The sequence below is a fragment of the Alcanivorax sp. 24 genome (assembly GCF_004360225.1).
GTDB classification, from domain to species: Bacteria; Pseudomonadota; Gammaproteobacteria; order Pseudomonadales; family Alcanivoracaceae; genus Alloalcanivorax; species Alloalcanivorax xiamenensis.
Window position 1 is genome coordinate 231,564 of the sequence record NZ_SNUA01000005.1, and the last position, 21,036, is coordinate 252,599.

Annotated in this window: 18 protein-coding genes; 5 read left to right on the forward strand and 13 right to left on the reverse strand. The window is 62.6% G+C overall.

Translation table 11 applies throughout. The features are described from left to right. The first annotated feature begins 34 nt into the window (after positions 1-34). From E0L37_RS09300 to E0L37_RS09315, 4 genes are all read left to right on the forward strand, one after another. Positions 35-1,258 (forward strand): type II secretion system F family protein, encoded by a 1,224-nt coding sequence (locus E0L37_RS09300; protein WP_133491466.1) that lies wholly within the window; start codon positions 35-37, stop codon positions 1,256-1,258. A gap of 27 nt (positions 1,259-1,285) precedes the next feature. After that, on the forward strand, positions 1,286-2,149 hold the full coding sequence (locus tag E0L37_RS09305; protein ID WP_133491467.1) for an A24 family peptidase: 864 nt from the start codon (positions 1,286-1,288) through the stop codon (positions 2,147-2,149). A gap of 279 nt (positions 2,150-2,428) precedes the next feature. Continuing rightward, positions 2,429-3,034, forward strand: a complete 606-nt coding sequence (gene coaE / locus E0L37_RS09310) for a dephospho-CoA kinase (RefSeq protein WP_133491468.1) — start codon at positions 2,429-2,431, stop codon at positions 3,032-3,034. After that, entirely contained in the window at positions 3,024-3,218 is a 195-nt protein-coding gene (locus E0L37_RS09315; RefSeq protein ID WP_133491469.1) for a DNA gyrase inhibitor YacG, read from the forward strand. Before coaE ends, E0L37_RS09315 begins: the two co-directional genes overlap by 11 nt. Here the strand turns inward: E0L37_RS09315 and E0L37_RS09320 are convergent, their stop codons facing one another. The 4 genes from E0L37_RS09320 to E0L37_RS09335 all read right to left on the reverse strand — a co-directional run bounded on the left by E0L37_RS09320 (position 3,219) and on the right by E0L37_RS09335 (position 9,630). Beyond that, positions 3,219-4,169 carry a Nudix family hydrolase gene (locus tag E0L37_RS09320; RefSeq protein WP_133491470.1) on the reverse strand — a complete coding sequence of 317 codons (951 nt, stop codon included), beginning with the start codon at positions 4,167-4,169 and terminating at the stop codon, positions 3,219-3,221. Between the two features lie 2 nt (positions 4,170-4,171). Continuing rightward, entirely contained in the window at positions 4,172-5,377 is a 1,206-nt protein-coding gene (argJ, locus tag E0L37_RS09325) for a bifunctional glutamate N-acetyltransferase/amino-acid acetyltransferase ArgJ (protein WP_133491471.1), read from the reverse strand. A gap of 397 nt (positions 5,378-5,774) precedes the next feature. Beyond that, the gene (secA, locus tag E0L37_RS09330) at positions 5,775-8,507 is read right to left on the reverse strand and encodes a preprotein translocase subunit SecA (RefSeq protein ID WP_133491472.1); all 2,733 of its coding nucleotides are present in this window, start codon (positions 8,505-8,507) and stop codon (positions 5,775-5,777) included. A 196-nt stretch (positions 8,508-8,703) separates the two neighbouring features. Beyond that, a complete protein-coding gene (locus E0L37_RS09335) occupies positions 8,704-9,630 on the reverse strand; it encodes a M23 family metallopeptidase (RefSeq protein WP_133491473.1) in 927 nt (308 codons plus the stop codon). Positions 9,631-9,866: 236 nt separating this feature from the next. On the opposite strand from E0L37_RS09335, the gene E0L37_RS09340 reads away from it, so the two are divergent. Continuing rightward, positions 9,867-10,337: a hypothetical protein gene (locus E0L37_RS09340; protein WP_133491474.1), complete on the forward strand. Its 471-nt coding sequence runs from the start codon at positions 9,867-9,869 to the stop codon at positions 10,335-10,337. Positions 10,338-10,623: 286 nt separating this feature from the next. Here E0L37_RS09340 and lpxC read toward each other — a convergent pair whose 3' ends face one another. From lpxC to murD, 9 genes are all read right to left on the reverse strand, one after another. Beyond that, a complete protein-coding gene (gene lpxC / locus E0L37_RS09345; protein WP_133491475.1) occupies positions 10,624-11,538 on the reverse strand; it encodes a UDP-3-O-acyl-N-acetylglucosamine deacetylase in 915 nt (304 codons plus the stop codon). 137 nt (positions 11,539-11,675) lie between these two features. After that, on the reverse strand, positions 11,676-12,839 hold the full coding sequence (ftsZ, locus tag E0L37_RS09350) for a cell division protein FtsZ (RefSeq protein WP_133491476.1): 1,164 nt from the start codon (positions 12,837-12,839) through the stop codon (positions 11,676-11,678). Between the two features lie 175 nt (positions 12,840-13,014). Next, positions 13,015-14,250, reverse strand: a complete 1,236-nt coding sequence (gene ftsA, locus E0L37_RS09355; RefSeq protein ID WP_133491477.1) for a cell division protein FtsA — start codon at positions 14,248-14,250, stop codon at positions 13,015-13,017. A 19-nt stretch (positions 14,251-14,269) separates the two neighbouring features. Then, complete coding sequence (locus E0L37_RS09360) at positions 14,270-15,103, reverse strand: cell division protein FtsQ/DivIB (protein ID WP_236563943.1); 834 nt, start codon at positions 15,101-15,103, stop codon at positions 14,270-14,272. Then, positions 15,096-16,058, reverse strand: coding sequence for a D-alanine--D-alanine ligase (locus tag E0L37_RS09365; protein WP_133491538.1), 963 nt, complete (start codon positions 16,056-16,058; stop codon positions 15,096-15,098). Before E0L37_RS09365 ends, E0L37_RS09360 begins: the two co-directional genes overlap by 8 nt. Further along, on the reverse strand, positions 16,058-17,509 hold the full coding sequence (gene murC, locus E0L37_RS09370; RefSeq protein ID WP_133491478.1) for a UDP-N-acetylmuramate--L-alanine ligase: 1,452 nt from the start codon (positions 17,507-17,509) through the stop codon (positions 16,058-16,060). Before murC ends, E0L37_RS09365 begins: the two co-directional genes overlap by 1 nt. Further along, positions 17,499-18,566: an undecaprenyldiphospho-muramoylpentapeptide beta-N-acetylglucosaminyltransferase gene (gene murG / locus E0L37_RS09375; protein ID WP_133491479.1), complete on the reverse strand. Its 1,068-nt coding sequence runs from the start codon at positions 18,564-18,566 to the stop codon at positions 17,499-17,501. Before murG ends, murC begins: the two co-directional genes overlap by 11 nt. Beyond that, entirely contained in the window at positions 18,563-19,717 is a 1,155-nt protein-coding gene (gene ftsW, locus E0L37_RS09380; protein ID WP_236563944.1) for a putative lipid II flippase FtsW, read from the reverse strand. Before ftsW ends, murG begins: the two co-directional genes overlap by 4 nt. Continuing rightward, positions 19,710-21,035, reverse strand: a complete 1,326-nt coding sequence (gene murD / locus E0L37_RS09385) for a UDP-N-acetylmuramoyl-L-alanine--D-glutamate ligase (protein ID WP_133491480.1) — start codon at positions 21,033-21,035, stop codon at positions 19,710-19,712. The genes ftsW and murD overlap by 8 nt, the downstream gene beginning before the upstream one ends. Position 21,036: the final 1 nt, after the last annotated feature.

The window sequence follows — 21,036 nt, forward strand, 5'->3', positions numbered from 1 at the left end:
CGCGCGACACGATTAAGGGGGATACAGGACGCCTATGGCTAAGACAGCGGCGCAACAGAAGACCGCCACTTTTCTCTACGAAGGCCTCGATCGCAAGGGCAGCAAAGTCAAAGGGGAGATCAGCGGCAAGGGCCCGGCGCTGGTGCGCGCGGAGTTGCGCCGCCAGGGCATCCAGGCGCGCAAGGTAATCAAGAAACGGGAGTTGTCGCTGGGCGGCAAGAAGAAAATCAAGCCCGCCGATATCGCCCTGTTCACCCGCCAGATGGCCACCATGATGAAAGCCGGCGTACCGCTGGTGCAATCCTTCGATATCGTTGCCGACGGTCTGGACAATCCATCGATGAAAGACGTCGTGCTGAAGATCAAGACCGAGGTGGAAGGGGGCAACAACTTTGCCGGTGCGCTGCGGCAACATCCGACTCTGTTCGACGATCTGTATTGCAGCCTGATCGAATCCGGCGAGGCCTCCGGTTCACTGGAAACCATGCTGGATCGCGTGGCGCTCTACAAAGAAAAAAGCGAGGCGTTGAAATCCAAAATCCGGAAAGCGGTGAAATACCCCATTGCCGTCATCTGTGTGGCGGTCATCGTTACCGGCATTCTTTTGGTGAAAGTCGTCCCGACCTTTCAGGAATTGTTTGAAGGGTTCGGGGCCGAATTGCCCGCCTTTACCCAGTTCGTCATTGGATTGTCCGAAGGGCTGCAGGCTCATTTTCTTCCCATATTATTGGGAGCCGGCGCGATCATCGCCGGCTTCATCCAGGGCAGGAAACGCTCCCAGGCCTTCAAGGACGCCGTCGATCGTCTCTTGCTGCGCTTGCCAATCATCGGCGATATCACCCATAAAGCCACCGTCGCCCGATTCGCCCGCACCCTGTCCACCACTTTCGCCGCCGGGGTTCCTCTGATCGACGCCCTGGACGCCTGCGCGGGCGCCACCGGCAATGTGGTCTATCGCAAGGCGGTATTGCAGGTCAAAGAAGACGTGGCCACTGGCCAACAGCTACAATTCGCCATGCGTTCCACCGGCGTTTTCCCGCCGATGGCCTTGCAGATGACCGCCATCGGCGAGGAATCCGGGGCCCTGGACGGTATGCTTGGTAAAGTCGCCACTTACTACGAGGATGAGGTGGATAATCTCGTGGACGGCCTGACCAGTATGCTGGAGCCGCTGATCATGTCGGTGCTGGGCGTGCTGATCGGTGGCCTGATTATCGCCATGTATCTGCCGATCTTCCAACTGGGCCAGGTGGTCTGACCAACAACAAACAGGACAACGTCATTCGTGTTTAGCTTTCTCGCCGACCAGCCCGCACTGCTCATTCTCTTCTGCACCGTGTTCGGGCTGCTGGTGGGCAGCTTTCTCAATGTGGTGATTCACCGCGTTCCGCGAATGATGGAGCGCACCTGGCGGCGCGAAGCCCAGGAAGTGCTGGAACTGCCCATGGAGGAAACCCGTCCCTACAACCTGGTGGTGCCCCGTTCCCGCTGCCCGCATTGCGATCACGCCATCCGCTGGCACGAAAACATCCCGGTGATGAGCTGGCTGGTGCTGAAGGGACGCTGCAGTGCCTGCGGCCAGAGTATCAGCTCGCGCTACCCGTTGATCGAGCTGCTCAGCGCCCTGGTCGCCGCGGTTTGCGCCTGGCAGTTGGGTTATGGAGGCTGGTTGGTGTTCGTGCTGTTCGCCAGCTTTACCCTGCTGGCACTGGCGGTGATTGATCTGGACACCACTTTGCTTCCCGACGCCATGACCTTCCCACTGCTGTGGGCGGGGCTGCTGGCGGCATTGCTGGGCATTTCACCGGTATCCCTGCCGGATGCCGTGGTCGGCGCCATGGCCGGTTATCTGTCGTTGTGGAGCCTGTATTGGGTATTCAAACTGGCCACCGGCAAGGAAGGCATGGGCTACGGTGACTTCAAGCTGCTCGCGGCGCTGGGCGCCTGGCTGGGCTGGCAATATTTGCCTCTGGTGATTCTGTTGTCCTCGGTGGTGGGTCTGGTGTTCGCCATTGGCATGATGGCCCGTGGCGGTCTCGATCGGAGTCAGGGCATTCCGTTCGGCCCTTATCTAGCCATTGCCGGCTGGATCGCGCTGTTGTGGGGCAACACCATCGTCGGTGCCTATCTGGGCCTGTTTCAGTTCTGAGCGATTACGCCACCAACATCGCGATCCTTTCCAAGATGAGGAGAGCCACGGGCACCCCATAGTTTTGGGATGATCCGCTGCCACTCCTGCACACTGTATTCGCTGCCAAGGCAGCTTCCCACAGCGGCTCCGTAGCCTCCTCTTTGTGGGAAGCTGCCTTGGCAGCGAATACATGTGAATTCATGCTCACGAGGCCGGCAACAGCTTGAGGCGGCGGCATCCTGGATTTTTCCGGCTCCGCCGTGTAGTTTGCAGACCAGTTCCGGGTGGAGATAAAGCATGTATGTGGTAGGTGTCACCGGTGGTATCGGCAGCGGTAAAACCGCCGCCACCGATTTCCTGGCCCGTCTGGGTATTACCATCGTCGATGCGGATCAGGCATCCCGGATCGTGGTGGAGCCGGGTCAACCGGCGCTCCATGCCATTGTCGATCGGTTCGGAGAACGGATATTGCAGGAGGACGGCACACTCAATCGCCGTGCTCTGCGTGATATCGTGTTCAGCGATGATCTGGCGCGGCGGGAATTGGAAGCGATCACCCACCCGGCAATCGGCGACCAGCTGCGTCGGCAGATCCAAGACAGCGACAGCGACTACACCGTGCTGGTCTCGCCTTTGCTGTTGGAAGGACGGCAAAAGGACATGACCCACCGCGTGTTGGTGGTCGATGTCCCCGGTGACATCCAGATGGCGCGCACCGTGAACCGGGATCAGGTCCCCATGGAGCAGGTGGAAGCGATCATGCGCGCCCAGTTATCGCGGGAAGAGCGCCTGGCCCAGGCCCACGATGTGGTGACCAACGACGGCCCCCTGGAACGGCTTCATCAGCAACTGGAACAACTGCACCAACGTTATTTGGAGTTAGCCCGACGCCATGGCGGATAACACCACTCGCATCTATCCCTGCCCTCATTGCAAGAAACCCACCCGCTGGGACGATAATCCCTGGAGGCCGTTTTGTAGCGAGCGGTGCAAGACGATTGATCTGGGCGCCTGGGCCTCGGAGCAACACGTGATTCCCGGTGATCCAAACGCACCCGTGGACGATCTCGACGATCCGGAGCGGTAGTCAATCCACCCCGGGCCAGAAGGCACGGATGCCGGCGACACCGTAGGCGCCATGTTCACGGGCGGTGGTCAGATCATCCGGGGACAACCCACCGAGAGCATAAAACACCAAGGGCCGCCCTTCGGTGAGCGCGGAGAAACCGTCCCATCCCAGGGGCACCACATCCGGATGCGTGGCGGTAGCCGCCACCGGCGATACCACCGCCATCGGGATATCCAGCGCCAGAGCCCGCTCCAGGGCGCGACTATCGTGACAAGCGGCGGAGACCACGCCAGCGAATCCGCCCAGTTCCGCCGCCGACGCGGCCATAAGAGCCCGGCGGCTCAGGTGCAATCCGCTGGCCTCTTCCCGTACCGCCAGCGCCATATCGTCCCGAATCCAGAAACGCAGCCCCCGCTCGCGGCAGACAGCCGCCAGCCGCGACAGCGACGGCCCCTGGCTCCAGTTCCGCAAATACACGCCCTGTCGTTGTGGGTCCAGCCGCTCCAGTCCCGTGATCACCGCCTGCTCATCAAGCCCCTCGGGCACCACCACCCATTCCTGGGGTAATCTCAGCGCCAGCGCCACTGGGCGATTGGCGGCGGGAAAGGCGCGCTCGGTAACATCGGCCAGCGGCACCCACTCCACCGGCTGCCCCTCACGGCCATGGGGCTCGCCGCCGTAGCGCGACACTTCCCGGAAATGCAGGGTGACTTTCAGATCCGGGTAGCGGTGACGAACGGTCATGAACGGCTCGCACCCGGTCACATCCAACCCGAGCTCCTCGTGCAATTCCCTGGCCAGGGCAACATCAAGCGCCTCTCCCGGCTCCACCTTGCCACCGGGGAACTCCCACAGCCCGCCCTGATGCTTATGCTCGGGACGGCGACTCAGACACAAACGCCCTTCACCGTCGCGGATGATACCCGCGACCACGGTGATTTCCGGAAGAGGCTCATCAGATGCGGACATGATCAGGTGCGATACTCGGCGTTGATTTTCACGTAGTCATAGCTGAAATCACAGGTCCACATTTGCCCCCGGCCCACGCCCGCGGCCAGGTCCACGCGGATGGTGATTTCCGGACGCGCCATGACCGCGGCGCCCCGTTCTTCGGTGTAGTCGTCGTCGACGCCGCCTTCATTGACGATACGAACATCATCCAACCAGATCGCCACCCGGCTCACGTCCAGGTCATCGATCGGCGCCCGCCCCACGGCGGCCAGGATACGGCCCCAGTTGGGATCGGAGGCAAACAAGGCGGTTTTGACCAGCGGGGAGTGGGCAATGGTTTCCGCCACCGCCAGGGCGTCGGCGTCGCTGGCGGCGCCTTCCACTTGAATCTCGACGAACTTGGAGGCCCCTTCGGCGTCGCGGATCAGTGCCTGGGCCAGTTCCACGAACACCTGCTCCAATGCCTGGAATACCAAGCGGGCAGCCTCGCTGTCCTCCTGCTCGACCGGCGCGGCTCCAGACCGGCCAGTGGCGATCAGAATGCAGGCGTCATTGGTGGAGGTGTCACCGTCCACGGTGATGCGATTGAATGACGCGTCCGCCAGTTCGCGCACCCAGCGATTCAGCAGCGGCTGGGCCACTTCCGCGTCGGTGGCGATGAAACCCAGCATGGTGGCCATGTTCGGCTTGATCATGCCGGCGCCTTTGGCGATGCCGGTGATGTTCACCGGCGCGCCGTCCAGCTCGAGGCGGCGGCTGGCCACTTTCGGCACCGTGTCGGTGGTCATGATGCCCTCGGCGGCACTCCCCCAACCGTGCTCATCCAGGGTTTCCAGTGCCACCGGCAAACCATTTTCAAACGGTTCCATGGCAAAGGGCGCGCCAATAACCCCCGTGGAAAACGGCAATACTTCCGCTGGATGGCATAGCGCCAGCTCCGACAGCAATACACAGGTTTCCTCACACAGCGCCAGCCCCTTGTCGCCGGTGCCGGCATTGGCATAGCCGGTGTTGATCATCAGATAGCGAGGCGCCTTTTCCGTCAGGTTACGGCGCGCCACCTGAACCGGCGCGGCCTGGAAGCTGTTACGGGTGAACACACCGGCGGCGCGGCTGCGCTCCGCCAGTTCAATCACCACCAAGTCCTTACGTTGGGCTTTTTTGATGCCCGCCTCCACTGCGGCCAGGCGCACGCCTGCCACCGGAAACCACTGCGACTGCGTCATGTTCGATCCTTCACCAAGGGTCATGGAATAATTCGGGCTACCTGTTCGCGGCCCTGATTAATAGCATGGCCTTTCCGGGCCAAGGGGGGCAAGGGCCCCGAACGCGCCAACCCCGCCGATGGCGGGGTTGGCTAAGGGAACGGAAAGACCCGCGGGAACCATTGCTGTCCCACAAATATGGTTCTGACGTTTGACCGCGGAATCCATGGCTGTGGCCAGTCTATTGGTCTTGGAGATATGAAATCGCGCTGTATTCGCTGCCAAGGCAGCTTCCCACAGAGGAAGCTACGGCGCCGCTGTGGGAAGCGGTCTTGACAGCGAATCAGCGTGTAGGCGTGCCAGCGTGTTGCGTGTAAACCGCCTGTTCCACATCCGTGGGACACTAGTGCCGCGGGGACTAGCTTTCCAGGCGGCCGCAGCAGTGCTTGTACTTTTTGCCGGAACCGCAAATACAGGGTTCATTGCGCCCCACCTTGCGGCCTTCGCGCACCACCGGCTGGGCCACCTGCGGCGGCCCCTGGGTCTGAACACCGTCGCCGGACGCGGTGGGAGCGGCCATCTGCTCCTGTTGCGCCTTCATCCGCTCCGCCTGTATCCGGGCCTCTTCCTGGCGCTGAGCTTCCAGCCGTTCCACTTCGTCATCGCGTCGCACCTCGAAATTATGCAGTACGCGAATCAGCTCGTGCTGGATCTGGTTCAGCATGGCCTGGAACAGCTCGAAGGCTTCCTTCTTGTATTCCTGTTTCGGGTTCTTCTGCGCGTAACCACGCAGATGGATGCCCTGACGCAGATGATCCATGCTGGCCAGGTGCTCTTTCCAATGGCGGTCCAGGATCTGCAGCATCAGGTGTTTTTCGATCTGCCGCAGCGTTTCCTCACCGACCTCCTGCTCCTTGCGGCGGTATTCCTCTTCCATGGTCTCGATGACCTTTTCCACCACCCCGTCGATGTGCAGTCCGGTGTCTTCACTCAGCCATTGGCTTACCGGCGCCCGACAGCTGTACTCCGTCGCCAGGGCGCGCTCCAGTCCGTCCACGTCCCACTGGTCTTCCACCGAGCCCGGCGGCATGTAGGCGTGAACTTCATCCGGCATCACGTCACGGCGGATACTTTCGATGGAAGATGACAGGCTGTCGGATTCCAGAATCTGCTCGCGCTGACTGTACACCACACGGCGCTGGTCATTGGCCACGTTATCGTATTCGAGCAGGTTCTTGCGGATATCGAAGTTGCGTGCTTCCACCTTGCGCTGGGCATTCTCGATGGCCCGCGTCACCCAGCGGTGTTCAATGGCTTCACCGTCCTTCAGGCCCAGAGAACGCATCATGTTGCGCACCCGGTCGGAGGCGAAGATACGCATCAGGTCGTCTTCCATGGACAGGAAAAAGCGGGTGTAACCCGGATCGCCCTGCCGGCCGGCACGGCCTCGCAGCTGGTTGTCGATACGGCGGGATTCGTGCCGCTCGGAGCCGATAATGTGCAGGCCGCCGGCTTCCAGCACCCTGGCGTGGTTGTCCCGCCATTCGTCGCGAATCTTCCGTGCTTCCGCGCCATCCGGATCATCAAGATGCTTGATCTGCTCCTCCGGGTTACCGCCAAGTACGATATCGGTCCCCCGGCCGGCCATGTTGGTGGCGATGGTCACGGTGCCCGGGCGCCCGGCCTGGGCAATGATCTGGGCTTCACGCTCGTGCTGCTTGGCGTTGAGCACCTGGTGTTTGATCTTGTCCTGGTTGAGGCGATGGGAGAGATATTCGGAGGCCTCGATGGTGGCGGTACCCACCAGCACCGGCGCCCCTTTTTCGACGCACTGTTTGACCTCGTCGACAATCGCTTCGAATTTTTCCTTCAGTGTCAGATAGACCAGATCGTTGGCATCGATCCGCGCCATCGGACGGTTGGTGGGCACCACCACCACATCCATGCCGTAGATCTGACGAAACTCCACCGCCTCGGTGTCGGCGGTACCGGTCATGCCAGAGAGCTTGTCGTACAGACGGAAGTAATTCTGGAAGGTCGTGGAGGCAAGCGTCTGGTTTTCCTGCTGAATACGAACGCCTTCCTTCGCCTCCACCGCCTGGTGCAGGCCATCGGACCAGCGGCGCCCCGGCATGGTCCGGCCGGTATGTTCATCGACGATAACAATCTGATCGTTCTGGACCACGTACTCCCGGTCCCGGTGGAACAAGGCATGGGCCTTGAGAGCCGCGTGCACGTGATGGAGCAGCGTCAGGTTATGGGCCGCGTACAGGCTCTCTCCCTGCTCCAGCAGATCGTTGTCCACCAGCAGGGACTCGATCAGTTGGTGACCTTCCTCGGTCAGTTCCACCTGCCGCTGTTTCTCGTCGATCACATAGTGACCGGTTTCATCCCCCTCTTCCGGCTGCGGCTGAAGCCGCGGCATCAGCAGATTGACCTGCCGATACAATTCGGAGGAGTCGGAAGCGGGACCGGATATGATCAGTGGGGTACGAGCTTCGTCGATAAGAATGGAGTCCACCTCATCAACGATGGCGAAGTTGAGCTTGCGTTGCACCCGGTCTTCCAGCCGGAAGGCCATGTTGTCACGCAGATAGTCGAAACCGTATTCGTTGTTGGTACCGTAAATGATGTCGGAACCATAGGCCTCACGCTTTTCCGGCGCCGGCTGCTGGGAGTAGATGATGCCGACGGAGAGACCGAGAAATTCGTACAGGGGACGCATCCAGTTGGCGTCCCGCTCGGCCAGGTATTCGTTCACGGTCACCACGTGCACGCCCAGACCGGACAGCGCATTGAGATAGGCCGGCAAGGTCGCGGTGAGGGTTTTACCTTCACCGGTGCGCATCTCGGCGATACGCCCCTCGTGCAACGCGATCCCGCCCAGCAACTGCACGTCGAAATGGCGCATCCCCATGATGCGGGTAGCGGCCTCGCGGACCACGGCGAACGCTTCCGGCAACAGTTCATCCAGCGTCTTGCCCTCGGCGAACGCGGATCTCAATTCGCCGGTCTTGGCTTTCAGCGCTTCGTCATCCAGTTTGGCCATGTCGTCACCAAGCGCGTTGATCGCCGTGACCAGGCGGCTCATACGCTTGAGTTCACGGTCATTTTTGGTGCCGAAGACTTTCTTTGCGATGGAAGACAGCATGAAACGTCCGTTTTTTCTCAATGGGTGGAGCAGAGCGCCCCGCGCTAAGGAGGGATCATTCTACTCACGAGATTGGGTAGGGGCGACCATAATTCAAGCCTTGGGCGGAGGAATCAAGACCCGGCTGACGGTCCCCGGTCAATGAGGGTGCTTGACAGCACCCCGCTCCGCTCCGCCTCCCGCCAGGGATGGCGGGCTAGCGGCGTGCCCGGGCGATATAGGGGGAGGGATCCACCTGCTGGCCGTTCTTCAACACTTCGTAGTGCACGTGAGGGCCGGTGGAACGACCACTGCTGCCAACGATGGCGACGGTATCGCCGGTGCGCACGATATCCCCCACTTCCACGGTGACGCTCTTGGCGTGGGCATAACGGGAGCTGATACCGTTGCCGTGGTTGATTTCCACTAACTGACCGTAGCCGGTTTTCCTGCCCGCGTAGGTAACGACGCCGGAGGCGGTGGCGATAATCGGCGACCCGTCCCGGGCGGCGAAATCCACCCCTTTGTGCCAGGCCACCCGACCGCTGAACGGATCGGTGCGGCGGCCATACCGGCTGGACATCCAGCCATGCGGGATCGGCCGGCCGGACAGGAAGGTTTCATCCTTGAGCTGGCGGTTTGCCAGCAGCTTTTCCAGAATGTCCAACTGCTGCTCGCGCCGCTGCAGGGCGGTGGTCACCCGCTCCAGTTCCTGCATGAACGACGGCGGCGTGAAGCTGCTGCTGCCCTCCACTTCCGGACCACCAATGGCCGGGGCGCTGCTGAAATCGAACTCCTGGCCGTCGATGCCGGCCACGTCCACCAAACGCTCTCCGAGGGCATCCAGACGCACCAGCCGGGCTTCAGTGTCCGCCAGTTGCAGGGTCAGGGCTCGGAACTGTTCAGCGCTGAGCCGGGACAGGTCCGCCACTTCACGCTTCTGCTCGTTGAGTTCGTGCTGGAACCGCTCGGCCACCGCTTCGGTGTAGGCTGGTGGCGCCAGTTTGTAGTTCAGCCAGTAGGCGCCGGTACCCAAGGCCACCGGCAGCGCGATCATGACCGAAAGCGCCAGATACAGCCAATATCGGGATAACTGCACCGATCGGGCATGGCCGCCCTTGCTGTTAAGCCATATGATGTTCATGAGTGTGGAAACACCCCTTCCAAAAAGTCTTCAGGCCAACGGTCCGAGGGCCCGCGGAATATCCATTCATAAATGACAATGCCGGTGGTGCCGGGCGGCACCGTCCCCGTTGGTCTCTCCGGTTTCTTTACTGCCACCCGACCGGTCAGGGTCTGGCGGTGATTCGATGAGCCCGGAGTAGCTGGCGGGAGACTTATCGTTTTTTTACAATTAGCCGGGTAGTGTAAGGAAATACCATGGCCAATACAAACCGGCCCCAAAACCTCGGGGCGCTGCTCAAACGCCATCCCAGACTGGGACGGCTGGCGGCCAATGCCCGCGCACAACCCGCCCCTTCTCAGGACAGGGACCCGCGGGCGTGCCTGCCGCCCGCGCTGCGTGACCGGGTCATGCTGGTGGAAGAATCGCAACGCTGGCTGGCACTGGTGGAAAACAGCACCACCGCTCAGCTTCTGCGCTTCCATCTGCCCCGGCTGCAGCGAGCCCTGGCCGGTGCCGCCAGCGTCAAGATCGTGGTCACCGGCCGGCGCCAGTTGGACAGCGGTCCTGACACAAGCCGCTCCCCCCTTGATAAAGGCAAATATCATGCCATGGGACCGGTTCTGGATGCGGAAAGTGCGGCTCATATTGCTCGCGCGGCGCGGGACATGGACGATCCAGGTCTGAGTGAAGCCCTGGCCCGACTGGCCAGCCGGGTCAAAAAGTGACGGGATAAGTCATCTGAAAAGCCAGAAGCGAGGCGCGCGGTGATTCGCTAACACGCATACACGCAACACGCTTGCACGCCAATCCCGGTTTACCGGGACTACCGAGCCGCCGAAGGCGCGGGTCATGAGCCTCAACGGCTCTTTTGATGCGTTGCAGGGCACCATGGAATCGCCGGCAAGCGCCATGCGGCCATCTCTGGATTCATCAGGAAAGAACAATAAACAAAGCATGAGTGCCCACCCCGGCCGCGGGAGGGTGGCCAGGGTGGACCGGGGAAGCGCACCGTTATTCGGCGGTGGCCAAAGGTCCGGCGTAGGAGATCGGTGCCGCGTCGGCGTCCTCGAATGTCACCACTTCGTAGGCGTCCGGCTGGCTCAGCAGTTCGCGCAGCAGGGCGTTGTTCAAAGCGTGACCGGACTTGTGACCGACAAATTCGCCAATCAGGCTGTAGCCCAACTGATACAGGTCGCCGATGGCGTCCAGCATCTTGTGCTTCACGAATTCGTCGTCGTAACGCAGACCATCCTCATTAAGGATGCGGTATTCGTCCACCACGATGGCATTGTCGACACTGCCGCCCAACGCCAGGTTCTGGCTACGCAGGAACTCGATATCACGCATGAACCCGAAGGTCCGGGCGCGCGCCACTTCCTTCACGAACGATGTCGTGGAGAAATCGATGCTCGCCAGCTGATCGCGTTCCTCGAAGACCGGGTGGTCGAATTCGATCGAGAAAGTCACCTTGAACCCGTCAAAAGGCACGAAAGTAGCGACCTTGTCGCCTTCTTTCACCGTCACCTTCTTCTTGATCCGGATGAACTTCTTCGCCGCCTCCTGCTCACGGATACCCGCGGACTGCAGCAGAAACACGAAGGGCCCGGCACTGCCATCCATGATCGGGACTTCCGGCGCCGACAACTCCACATAGGCGTTATCGACCCCCAGCCCTGCCATGGCGGAGAGTAAATGCTCGACCGTGCCCACCTTGACGCCATTCCGCACCAGGGTCGTGGACAAGGTGGTTTCCCCAACATTGTGGGCACCCGCCTTGATCTCCACCACCGGATCCAGATCCACGCGGCGGAACACGATGCCAGTGTCCACCGGCGCCGGACGTACCGTCAGGTAGACTTTCTCACCGGTATGCAACCCTACGCCGGTGGCGCGGATTACGTTTTTGAGTGTTCGTTGTCTGATCATCGATCCGTCACAAAGCTACCGGTATCCTGAAAAATAAGGATACTGCCATCCTCGAAGCGTTATAAGAGGATAAGTATACCCAAAATCCTCTTACCGCACCATTGACCGTGCCTATCGCGCCGTTAGCCGCGCCGCCGTCAGTCGGCCTGACGGCGGAGGAAGGTCGGGATATCAATGAAGTCCAGATCTTCCGCGGTGTTCACCGCGCCACGGCCGGAACCGCCCATGCTTTGTTGCGCGGCACGACGACGCTCCACCGCGGGACGCTCCAGGTCGTTGTAGTCCACCCGGCCTTCCGCGCCCAATGAGTTCTGACGGCCACGTACCACTTTCAGTTCCTGTTGGGCGCCCAAACCGGTAGCGACCACCGTCACACTGATATTGTCGCCCATATCCGGGTCGATGGCCGTGCCGATGATCACATTGGCTTCCTCGCTGGCCAGCTCGCTGACGATGTCCCCCACTTCGGAGAACTCATCCAGAGCGATGGACTCATTGGCGGTGATGTTGATCAGGATGCCGCGGGCACCCCGCAGATCCACATCTTCCAGCAGCGGGCTGGAGATGGCGGCCTGGGCGGCTTCGGCGGCCCGGTTGTCGCCGGTGGCGAGACCGGTACCCATCATCGCGGTACCCAGCTCACTCATCACGGTGCGCACGTCGGCGAAGTCGACGTTGATCATACCGGGACGAACGATCAGATCGGCGATCCCTTTCACCGCGCCCTGCAGTACTTCGTTGGCCGCTTTGAACGCGTCCAGCAGGGTGGTGGAACCGCCCAGTACCGCCTGCAGCTTCTCATTGGGGATGGTGATCAGGGAGTGCACCTGGTCGCGCAGAGCCTGAATGCCTTCCTGGGCGGAGCGCATGCGCTTCTTGCCCTCGAACGGGAACGGTTTGGTTACCACCGCCACCGTGAGGATACCCAGTTCCTTGGCGATCTCGGCCACCACCGGCGCCGCTCCGGTACCGGTGCCACCGCCCATGCCGGCGGTGACGAACACCATGTCCGCGCCGTCGAGCAATTCGGCGATGCGGTCACGGTCCTCCAGCGCCGCCTGCCGGCCAATGTCCGGATTGGCTCCGGCACCCAGGCCCTTGGTCACCTGGCTGCCCAGCTGAATCACGGTCTTGGCCGAGGAGTTGCGCAGGGCCTGTGCATCGGTATTGGCGCAGATGAAGTCCACGCCTTCCACGTTGGAGCGCACCATGTGGTCCACGGCGTTACCGCCGCCACCACCAACGCCCACCACTTTGATCACCGCGCCATGGGGTACGGAATCTTCCAGTTTGAATTGCATAATTGATCTCCCGCTTGTTGCTTCCCTGGTTACTGCCTTTTCCAAATCGGGCCAGCCTGTCCGGCCCGCTCTGAAACCGTTGAAATCGCTCCACGCTTGCACGCTTCACGCAACACGCGAAAACCACTCCGATTCAGCGTGTTGCGTGCTGGCGTGTTGCGTGCCAGCGTTTCCATCAGAAATTGCCCTGGAACCAGCGCTTGAAGCGCTCGAGCCAGTTCACCTGTCCGCCGCCGGCCTGGGCCCGGGCGCTCAGGCCTTCCTTCTCCATCCGCAGCCCGTAAAGCAGCAGGCCCACGGAAGTGGAATAAATCGGATTGCGCACCACATCGGTGAGCCCGGCCACGCCCTGAGGCGTACCCAACCGCACCGGCATATGGAAAATCTCCTCCGCCAGTTCCACCGCGCCCTCGATTTTGGAGGAGCCGCCGGTAAGCACGATGCCGCCGGGGATCAGGTCCTCATACCCGGAGCGGCGGATCTCCGCCTGGATCAGGGTGAACAGCTCGTCGTAACGGGGCTCCACCACTTCCGCCAGATTCTGGCGGCTGAGAGTACGCGGCGGCCGATCACCGACGCTCGGCACCTTGATGGTTTCGTCGGCGCCGGCCAATTGCGTCAACGCGCAGGCGTATTTGATCTTGATCTCGTCGGCGTGCTGCTTCGGTGTGCGCAGCGCCATGGCGATATCGTTGGTGACCTGATCACCGGCAATCGGAATATTGGCGGTGTGGCGAATCGCCCCTTCGGTGAAGATGGCGATATCGGTGGTGCCACCGCCGATATCGACGATGCATACGCCCAGTTCACGTTCGTCCTCGGTAAGCGCCGAATAGGCGCTGGCCAGTTGCTCGAGGATGATGTCCTCCACTTCGAGACCGCAGCGGCGTACGCTTTTTTCCACGTTCTGGGCCGCGTTCACGGCGCAGGTCACCAGATGCACCTTGGCCTCCAGGCGCACCCCGCTCATACCCACCGGCTCGCGCACCCCTTCCTGGTTGTCCACCACGTATTCCTGCGGCAGCACGTGCAGGGTTTTCTGATCCGCCGGAATCGCCACTGCCTGGGCGGCATCGATGACACGGTCGATATCCGCCTGCATCACCTCCCGGTCACGGATCGCCACGATGCCGTGAGAATTGAGACTGCGCACATGGGATCCGGCGATGCCCGCGTAGACCGAGTGGATCTGGCACCCGGCCATCAGCTCCGCCTCTTCCACCGCCCGCTGGATCGAGCGCACCGTGGCCTCGATATCCACCACCACGCCTTTCTTCATGCCGCGGGAGGGCTGCGATCCGAGCCCCACCACCTCGACGGTGCCTTCGCTGGTCACCTGACCGACGATCGCCACCACCTTGGAGGTACCGATGTCCAGCCCCACGATCATGTTGTCCATTGCGTTCGCCATTAGCGCTTGCCTCGATCCGTTATACTTTGCCCGCCCGGCGGGCGGATGCCGCTTGCGCGTCCTGGTCATCCCGCCAGGTGACCGCCACGCCATCGGCGTAGCGCAGATCCACCCGGGCCACGCCGCGACTGTCGGTGCTCAGCACCCCGCGGTACAACCGCACGAAACGGCGCAGCTTGTTCACGTACTGTTCCCGGTCCACCACCAACTGCATGTTGTTATTCAGGGTCAGACGGGCGGTGAGACGCGCGTTCACCTCCATCCGTTCAATCCCCAGGCCAATGTCGCTGAGCAACTTGGCCATGCTGTGGTAGTAGCTCATTACTTCGTCGAGCCGCTGTTCCGGTCCGTTCAGGCGCGGCAGTCCAGTCAGGTCGTACTGCTTCAATGCCTTGAACGGTTCACCGGTGCTGGAAACCAGCAGGGTCTCGTTCCATACCGCCACCGGCTCGCGCTCGGTGACGGTGAGCACCACGGTATCCGGCCACTGGCGCCGCACCGAGACATCCGCCACCCAGCTCAGTTCCCGCGCCTGGTCGTAGATACGATCCAGCGGCGCGGTAAAGTAGTTGGCGTCACGCACCAGGGTGGCCAGCTTGGTCTGCACCTGTTGCTGACGGCGGACGTCGGTGACCCCGTCCACGCCGACTTTGCGTACCGGATAGTGGTCCAGCACCCGTGGCAGATAAATCACGCCGCCCACCAGCACCGCCGCCACCAGGGCCACCAGCACCGCTGGCACCGCCGCCGCCAGGCGCTCGCGCAGCGGTACCCGGGGCGTCTTGCGCCGGACGCTGGAAGCACCACGGGAACGCGGTTGCGCTCCCTTTTGACGGCGAGGCGCCTTAGCCACGGCGTTTACCTCCTTTGCGCGGCGGGAACCGGTCCACCGCGTCCAACAGAATCCGCGCCACCAGAATCGGGAACTCATCACCGGCGGCACGGGCGGCCATCGGCACCAGGCTGTGGTCGGTCATGCCGGGCACCGTGTTCACCTCAAGCAACTGCCAGCGCCCTTGCTCATCGCGCATCACATCGACGCGGCCCCAGCCCTGGCAGCCCACCACCTTGAAGGCGCGCAGCGACAGTGCCCGAAGCTCGTTCTCGTCCTCGTCACTGAGCCCCGCCGGGCACAGATACTCGGTGCTGTTGGACTGATACTTGGCCTCATAGTCATAGAACTGATTCGGCGTCTTCAGCCGGATCGCCGGCAGCACCTGTTCACCAACCACGGAGACGGTGTATTCGGGGCCGTTAACCCAGGCTTCCACCAGCACCTCGCTGTCATACCGGCGAGCGTCATCCAGCGCCTTGCGCAGTTGGGTTTCGTCCTCCACCTTGGCCATACCGATGGAGGAGCCTTCATGGGCCGGTTTCACCATCAGCGGGAAACCCAGTCTGGCCAGCGCCTCGCTGTCATCGTCCGCGCCCACCAGATGAAAAGCCGGAGTGGGCAAGCCAACACCTTTCCACAGCCATTTGGTGCGCACCTTGTCCATGCCGATGGCCGAGGCCATGACTCCGGAGCCGGTGTACGGCACACCGAGATGTTCCAGCACACCCTGAATCACACCGTCCTCGCCGCCGCGGCCATGCAGCGCGACAAAGGCCACATCGAACCCCTTGAGGGTTTCCACGCCCACTTCCGAGGGGTCCACCAATTCGGCGATCAATCCCAGCTGGCGCAGGGCCTGATGCACCTCGGCGCCACTTTTCAGGGATACCGGGCGCTCGGCCGAGCTGCCACCGGCCAGCACCGCCACCCGACCGATGCGTGCCAATCGTTGTTTCATGGCGTTATCGATCATCATGACCGTTCTCCTCTCACCCGCTCAGCCAGGTCCCGCGCGATCGTGCCCACGTTACCGGCCCCCTGGGTCACCAACAGATCACCGTCGCGCAGCAGGTTCTCCAGCAGGTCGGGCAGTTTCGCCGGATCGTCGACGAACACCGGCTCCACCTGGCCGCGCTGCCGGATGCTGCGGCACAGGGCCCGGGCATCAGCGCCGGGAACCGGCTCCTCGCCAGCGGCATACACTTCCAACATCAGCAATACATCCACCCGCGACAGCACCTCGACGAAATCCTCGTACAGGTCCTGGGTCCGCGTATAACGGTGCGGCTGAAACAGCATCACCAGCCGCCGTCGCGGCCAGCCTTCGCGGATCGCCGCCACGGTGGCGGCCACTTCCCGGGGGTGGTGACCGTAATCGTCCACCAGCGTGGCGCTGCCTTCCTGGCAGGGGTATTCGCCAAGCACATCGAAGCGCCGCCCCACTCCGCTAAAGCCGTTCAAGGCACGCACGATGGCCTCATCCGAGGCCCCTTCATCGCTGGCCACGGCAATCGCCGCCAACGCATTCAGAATGTTGTGACGCCCGGGCATGTTCAGGGTGATTTCCAATGGCTCCCCCTCCGCGCGCACCACCCGGAAGCGGGTGCTCATGCCATGGGCGCTGACCGCTTCGGCGCGCAGATCCGCGTCCTCGGCGAAGCCGTAACGAATCACCTGCCGGTTGACCCGCGGCAACAGACGGCGCACCACCGGATCATCGACGCACATCACCGCCACGCCGTAGAACGGCAGGTTGTGGAGAAACTCAATGAAGGTGTTCTCCAGGCGGGCGAAATCACCGCCGTAGGTGTGCATGTGATCGGCATCGATGTTGGTGACAATGGCGCTCATCGGCTGCAGGTGCAGGAAGCTGGCGTCGGACTCGTCCGCTTCGGCCACCAGATAACGGCTCTGTCCCAACCGGGCGTTGGTGCCGGCACTGTTGAGACGGCCGCCGATAACAAAGGTCGGGTCCAGTCCGGCCTCACCGAGAATCGCCGCCACCATGGAGGTGGTGGTGGTCTTGCCGTGCGTGCCGGCCACCGCGATGCCGTGACGGAAACGCATCAGCTCCGCCAGCATCTGCGCTCTCGGCACCACCGGGACGCGCAACTCGTGGGCCCGTGCCACTTCCACGTTATCCGTGCTCACCGCGGTGGAGGTCACCACCACGTCGGCGTCTTCGATGTTCTCGGCGCGATGGCCAATGTCCACGCGCACACCCAACCGGCGCAGGCGCACCACCACCGGCGATTCCTTGATATCACTACCGCTGACCTGATAGCCCTGGTTGGCCAGTACTTCGGCGATACCGCACATCCCGGCGCCGCCGATGCCGACGAAATGGATGCCGCGGATACGCCGCATCTCCGGCACCACATGGCTGTTGGCGGCCTGGTTACTGGCGGCGGCGTTATCGGCCATCGGCTACCTCCTCACAAAGTCGGGCCACTCGCTGCGCGCTGTCGGCGATGGCCAGCTGACGGGCACGGCAGGCCAGTTCCGCCAGCGCATCCCGTTCGGTCATGCCGGCCAGACTGCGCGCCAGCGCGCTGGCGTTCATATCCCGCTGCGACAGCATCAGGGCGGCGCCGCGATCCACCAGCCAGTTGGCGTTCAGGGTCTGATGGTCGTCCACCGCCGTCGGCAGCGGCACGAACAACGCCGCCACACCGGCGGCGGCCACTTCCGCCACGGTCAGAGCGCCGGCGCGGCACACCACCAGATCGGCCCAGTCGTAGGCCTGAGCCATGTCATCGATGAACTCGGTCACCGTGGCGTTGAGGCCCAACGCCTTGTACACCGGCCGGGCCTCTTCGGTACGGCCACGGCCGCATTGGTGACGCACTTCCAGGTGCGGTCCCAGGGCCGCCAGCAACAGCTCCGGCAAATCCTGGTTAAGGGCCAGAGCGCCCTGGCTGCCCCCCAGCACCAGCACCCGCAGGGGACCGCGCCGGCTGGCATAGCGCTGGGCCGGATCGTTCAGCCCGGTGATGTCCTCGCGTACCGGATTACCCACCCAGATGGCACCGGGCATGGCACCCTCGAAACCTTCCAATACCTGATCGCTGAACCGGGCCAGCAACCGGTTGGTCATCCCCGGCACCGCGTTTTGCTCGTGGATCACCAGAGGCACGCCACACAGCCGGGCGGCGATGCCGCCAGGCGCACTGACGAAACCACCGAACCCCACCACCAGCAGCGGCCGCTCACGGCGAATAACGGACCGGGCCTGCCACACCGCGCGGATCAGTTGCAGCGGACCAATCAACTTGCGTTTGAGGCCACCACCGCGCAGCCGGCCCACGCCCAGGGTCGCCACCGGGAAACCGTGGCGCGGCACCAGACGTGTTTCCATGCCATCCTCGGCGCCCAGCCAGAGGATGCGATAGCCAGCGGCCTGCAGTTGCTCTGCCACGGCCAGGGCGGGGAAAACGTGGCCACCGGTACCGCCGGCCATGATCAGGATGGTCCCGCTCATCGCTTCGCCCTCCCCCGCGCTTGCAGTTCCTGCTGCTCCGCGCTGGCGCGCAATACCAGCGCCACCATCACCGCGGAAATCACCAGCGAGGAACCGCCATAACTGACAAAAGGCAAAGTCAGCCCCTTGGTGGGCAGGACACCCATATTCACTCCCAGATTGATGAACGCCTGGGCGCAGAACACGAAGGCGATGCCGTAAACCACATAGGCGTGGTAGAGGAAGCCCCGCTGTTCCAGAGTGTGGCCGATACGGAATACGCGCCAGCCAAGCAGGCCGAAGCCGAAAATCAACAGCAGGGTACCGAACAGCCCCCACTCCTCGGCCAACACCGCGAAAACGAAATCGGTGTGCGCTTCCGGCAGGTAAAACAGCTTCTGCACGCTGTTGCCCAAGCCAACCCCGAACCAGTTGCCGCGGCCAAAAGCGATCAGGCTCTGCGTCAGCTGGTATCCGGACCCGTATTGATCCGCCCAGGGATCAAGAAAACTCATCAGCCGCGCCACCCGATAGGGTTCCGCCACGGCCACCAATGCCGCCAGGCCCACCGCCACCAGTCCGATCAACAGGAACCGCAGGGTCGGCACGCCGGCCAGAAACAACATGCCCATGGTGGTGATACCCAGGACCACCACGGCGCCGAAATCCGGCTCCAGCAACAACATGAAGGTCAGCAATCCCAGCACCCCCAGCGGCGCGAAAAAGGCCTTCCACTGGGTTTCCAGTTCCGCCTTGCGCTGTGCCACATAGCCGGCCAGATAAAGCACGAAACACAGCTTGACGATCTCGGAGGCCTGAATCGTCATACCCGGCAGCGCGATCCAGCGCGTGGAGCCGTTCACTTCACGGCCCAGACCAGGGACGAACACCAGAACCAGCGCCACCACCGCCACCGGCAGCATGGCGAAGCGCAGCCGCTCCAGCAGTGCCAGCGGCACGCAGCAGTACACGGCGGCGCCGATGCCCAGGCTGATCAACAGATAGGTGCCATGGCGGATGCCGTAATAGAACGGGTTATCCAGCCGGGTTTCGGCGATCTGCAGCGAGGCGGACGTCACCATCACCAGCCCCACCAGCGTCAGACCGATCGCCGACCACATCAAAACCTGATCGAGCTGCCCGGCCCGCGGGCGCATCAGCACACTAGCCATGGCTCACCTCCCGGGCATGACAGGCGAAATCATCGCCGCGTTCGGTGTAGCCGCTGTACATGTCGAAGGAGGCGCAGGCCGGCGACAGCAGCACGGCGTCACCGGGCTGGGCCAGTTGCCGCGCCCGTGTCACCGCCTCGGCCATGGTCTCGATCCGTTCACGAGGCACGCCGATCAGACCGTCCGCCACCTTGTCCGCGTCTTCACCGAGCAGCAGCGCCGCGCGCAGGTATTGCCGGGCCGGCTCCGCCAGCGGAGAGAAATCCTGCCCCTTGCCCTGCCCGCCGGCGATCAGAATCACCTTGCCGTTGATGGCTTCGCCAATACCGGTCAATGCCGCCAGCGTGGCGCCCACATTGGTGGCCTTGGAATCATTGAACCAGCGCACATCACCGGCTTCCGCCACCTTCTGGCAGCGATGAGGCAGGCCCTGGAAGGCACAGACCGTGGCCAGTGCGGTTTCCCGTTCCAATCCCAAAGCGTCGGCCATGGCCAGCACCGCCAACACATTCATGGCGTTGTGATGGCCGGTAAGCGTCAGCTGGTCCAGCGTCAACAGGATCTCGCCCTTGTAAAGCAGCGCGTTGCGATCGCTGTCGAGCCGATAATCCGCTTGCGGGTGACTGCCAAAGGTCACTTCCCTCGGCACCGGCACCTGAGGACGGGTGGCCACATCATCGCGATTCCATACCGCCACCTGACAACCGTCGTAAATGCGCTGCTTGGCGGCCAGGTAGTCACTGAAGCGGTTATAACGATCCAGATGGTCCTGGGACACATTGAGGATGGTGGCCACCTGGGCGTTCAGACTGTAGGTGGTCTCCAGTTGGAAGCTGGACAGCTCCAGCACGTACAGACCAGCATCGCTGGCCAACAGATCCAATGCCGGGATGCCCAGGTTGCCACCCACTCCCGGCTGACGGCCGCAGGCCTCGGCCACTTCCCCGAGCAGCGTGGTGACGGTGCTCTTGGCATTGGAACCGGTGATCGCCACCAGCGGGCGGCTGGCGGCACGGGCGAACAGTTCGATGTCGCCGATCACTTCCTTGCCTTCCGCGATCCGCGCGGCAATGGCCGGGGTGGAAATCGCCACGCCAGGGCTGACGATCAGACGGCGGGCACGTTCCATCCAGCCTTTCTTGAAACCGCCGGTATGCACCTTCAGCTTGGGAAATTCCGCGTGCAGGTCATCCAGGCCCGCCGGAGCCGGGCGGGTGTCGAGAGCGCGCACGGCCATACCCTGCCCCTGCAAATAGCGGAGCACGGAGCGGCCGGAAACACCCAGGCCAATGACCAGATCAAACGCGTCCTTCGTCATC

What these genes read in the sequence shown, in the direction of transcription:
- E0L37_RS09300 (WP_133491466.1), top strand. Translation starts at nt 35, where the DNA reads ATGGCTAAGACAGCGGCGCAACAGAAGACCGCCACTTTTCTCTACGAA.
- coaE (WP_133491468.1), top strand. Translation starts at nt 2,429, where the DNA reads ATGTATGTGGTAGGTGTCACCGGTGGTATCGGCAGCGGTAAAACCGCC.
- E0L37_RS09315 (WP_133491469.1), top strand. Translation starts at nt 3,024, where the DNA reads ATGGCGGATAACACCACTCGCATCTATCCCTGCCCTCATTGCAAGAAA.
- E0L37_RS09320 (WP_133491470.1), bottom strand. Translation starts at nt 4,169, where the DNA reads ATGTCCGCATCTGATGAGCCTCTTCCGGAAATCACCGTGGTCGCGGGT.
- argJ (WP_133491471.1), bottom strand. Translation starts at nt 5,377, where the DNA reads ATGACGCAGTCGCAGTGGTTTCCGGTGGCAGGCGTGCGCCTGGCCGCA.
- secA (WP_133491472.1), bottom strand. Translation starts at nt 8,507, where the DNA reads ATGCTGTCTTCCATCGCAAAGAAAGTCTTCGGCACCAAAAATGACCGT.
- E0L37_RS09335 (WP_133491473.1), bottom strand. Translation starts at nt 9,630, where the DNA reads ATGAACATCATATGGCTTAACAGCAAGGGCGGCCATGCCCGATCGGTG.
- E0L37_RS09340 (WP_133491474.1), top strand. Translation starts at nt 9,867, where the DNA reads ATGGCCAATACAAACCGGCCCCAAAACCTCGGGGCGCTGCTCAAACGC.
- lpxC (WP_133491475.1), bottom strand. Translation starts at nt 11,538, where the DNA reads ATGATCAGACAACGAACACTCAAAAACGTAATCCGCGCCACCGGCGTA.
- ftsZ (WP_133491476.1), bottom strand. Translation starts at nt 12,839, where the DNA reads ATGCAATTCAAACTGGAAGATTCCGTACCCCATGGCGCGGTGATCAAA.
- ftsA (WP_133491477.1), bottom strand. Translation starts at nt 14,250, where the DNA reads ATGGCGAACGCAATGGACAACATGATCGTGGGGCTGGACATCGGTACC.
- E0L37_RS09365 (WP_133491538.1), bottom strand. Translation starts at nt 16,058, where the DNA reads ATGATCGATAACGCCATGAAACAACGATTGGCACGCATCGGTCGGGTG.
- murC (WP_133491478.1), bottom strand. Translation starts at nt 17,509, where the DNA reads ATGGCCGATAACGCCGCCGCCAGTAACCAGGCCGCCAACAGCCATGTG.
- murG (WP_133491479.1), bottom strand. Translation starts at nt 18,566, where the DNA reads ATGAGCGGGACCATCCTGATCATGGCCGGCGGTACCGGTGGCCACGTT.
- ftsW (WP_236563944.1), bottom strand. Translation starts at nt 19,717, where the DNA reads ATGGCTAGTGTGCTGATGCGCCCGCGGGCCGGGCAGCTCGATCAGGTT.
- murD (WP_133491480.1), bottom strand. Translation starts at nt 21,035, where the DNA reads ATGACGAAGGACGCGTTTGATCTGGTCATTGGCCTGGGTGTTTCCGGC.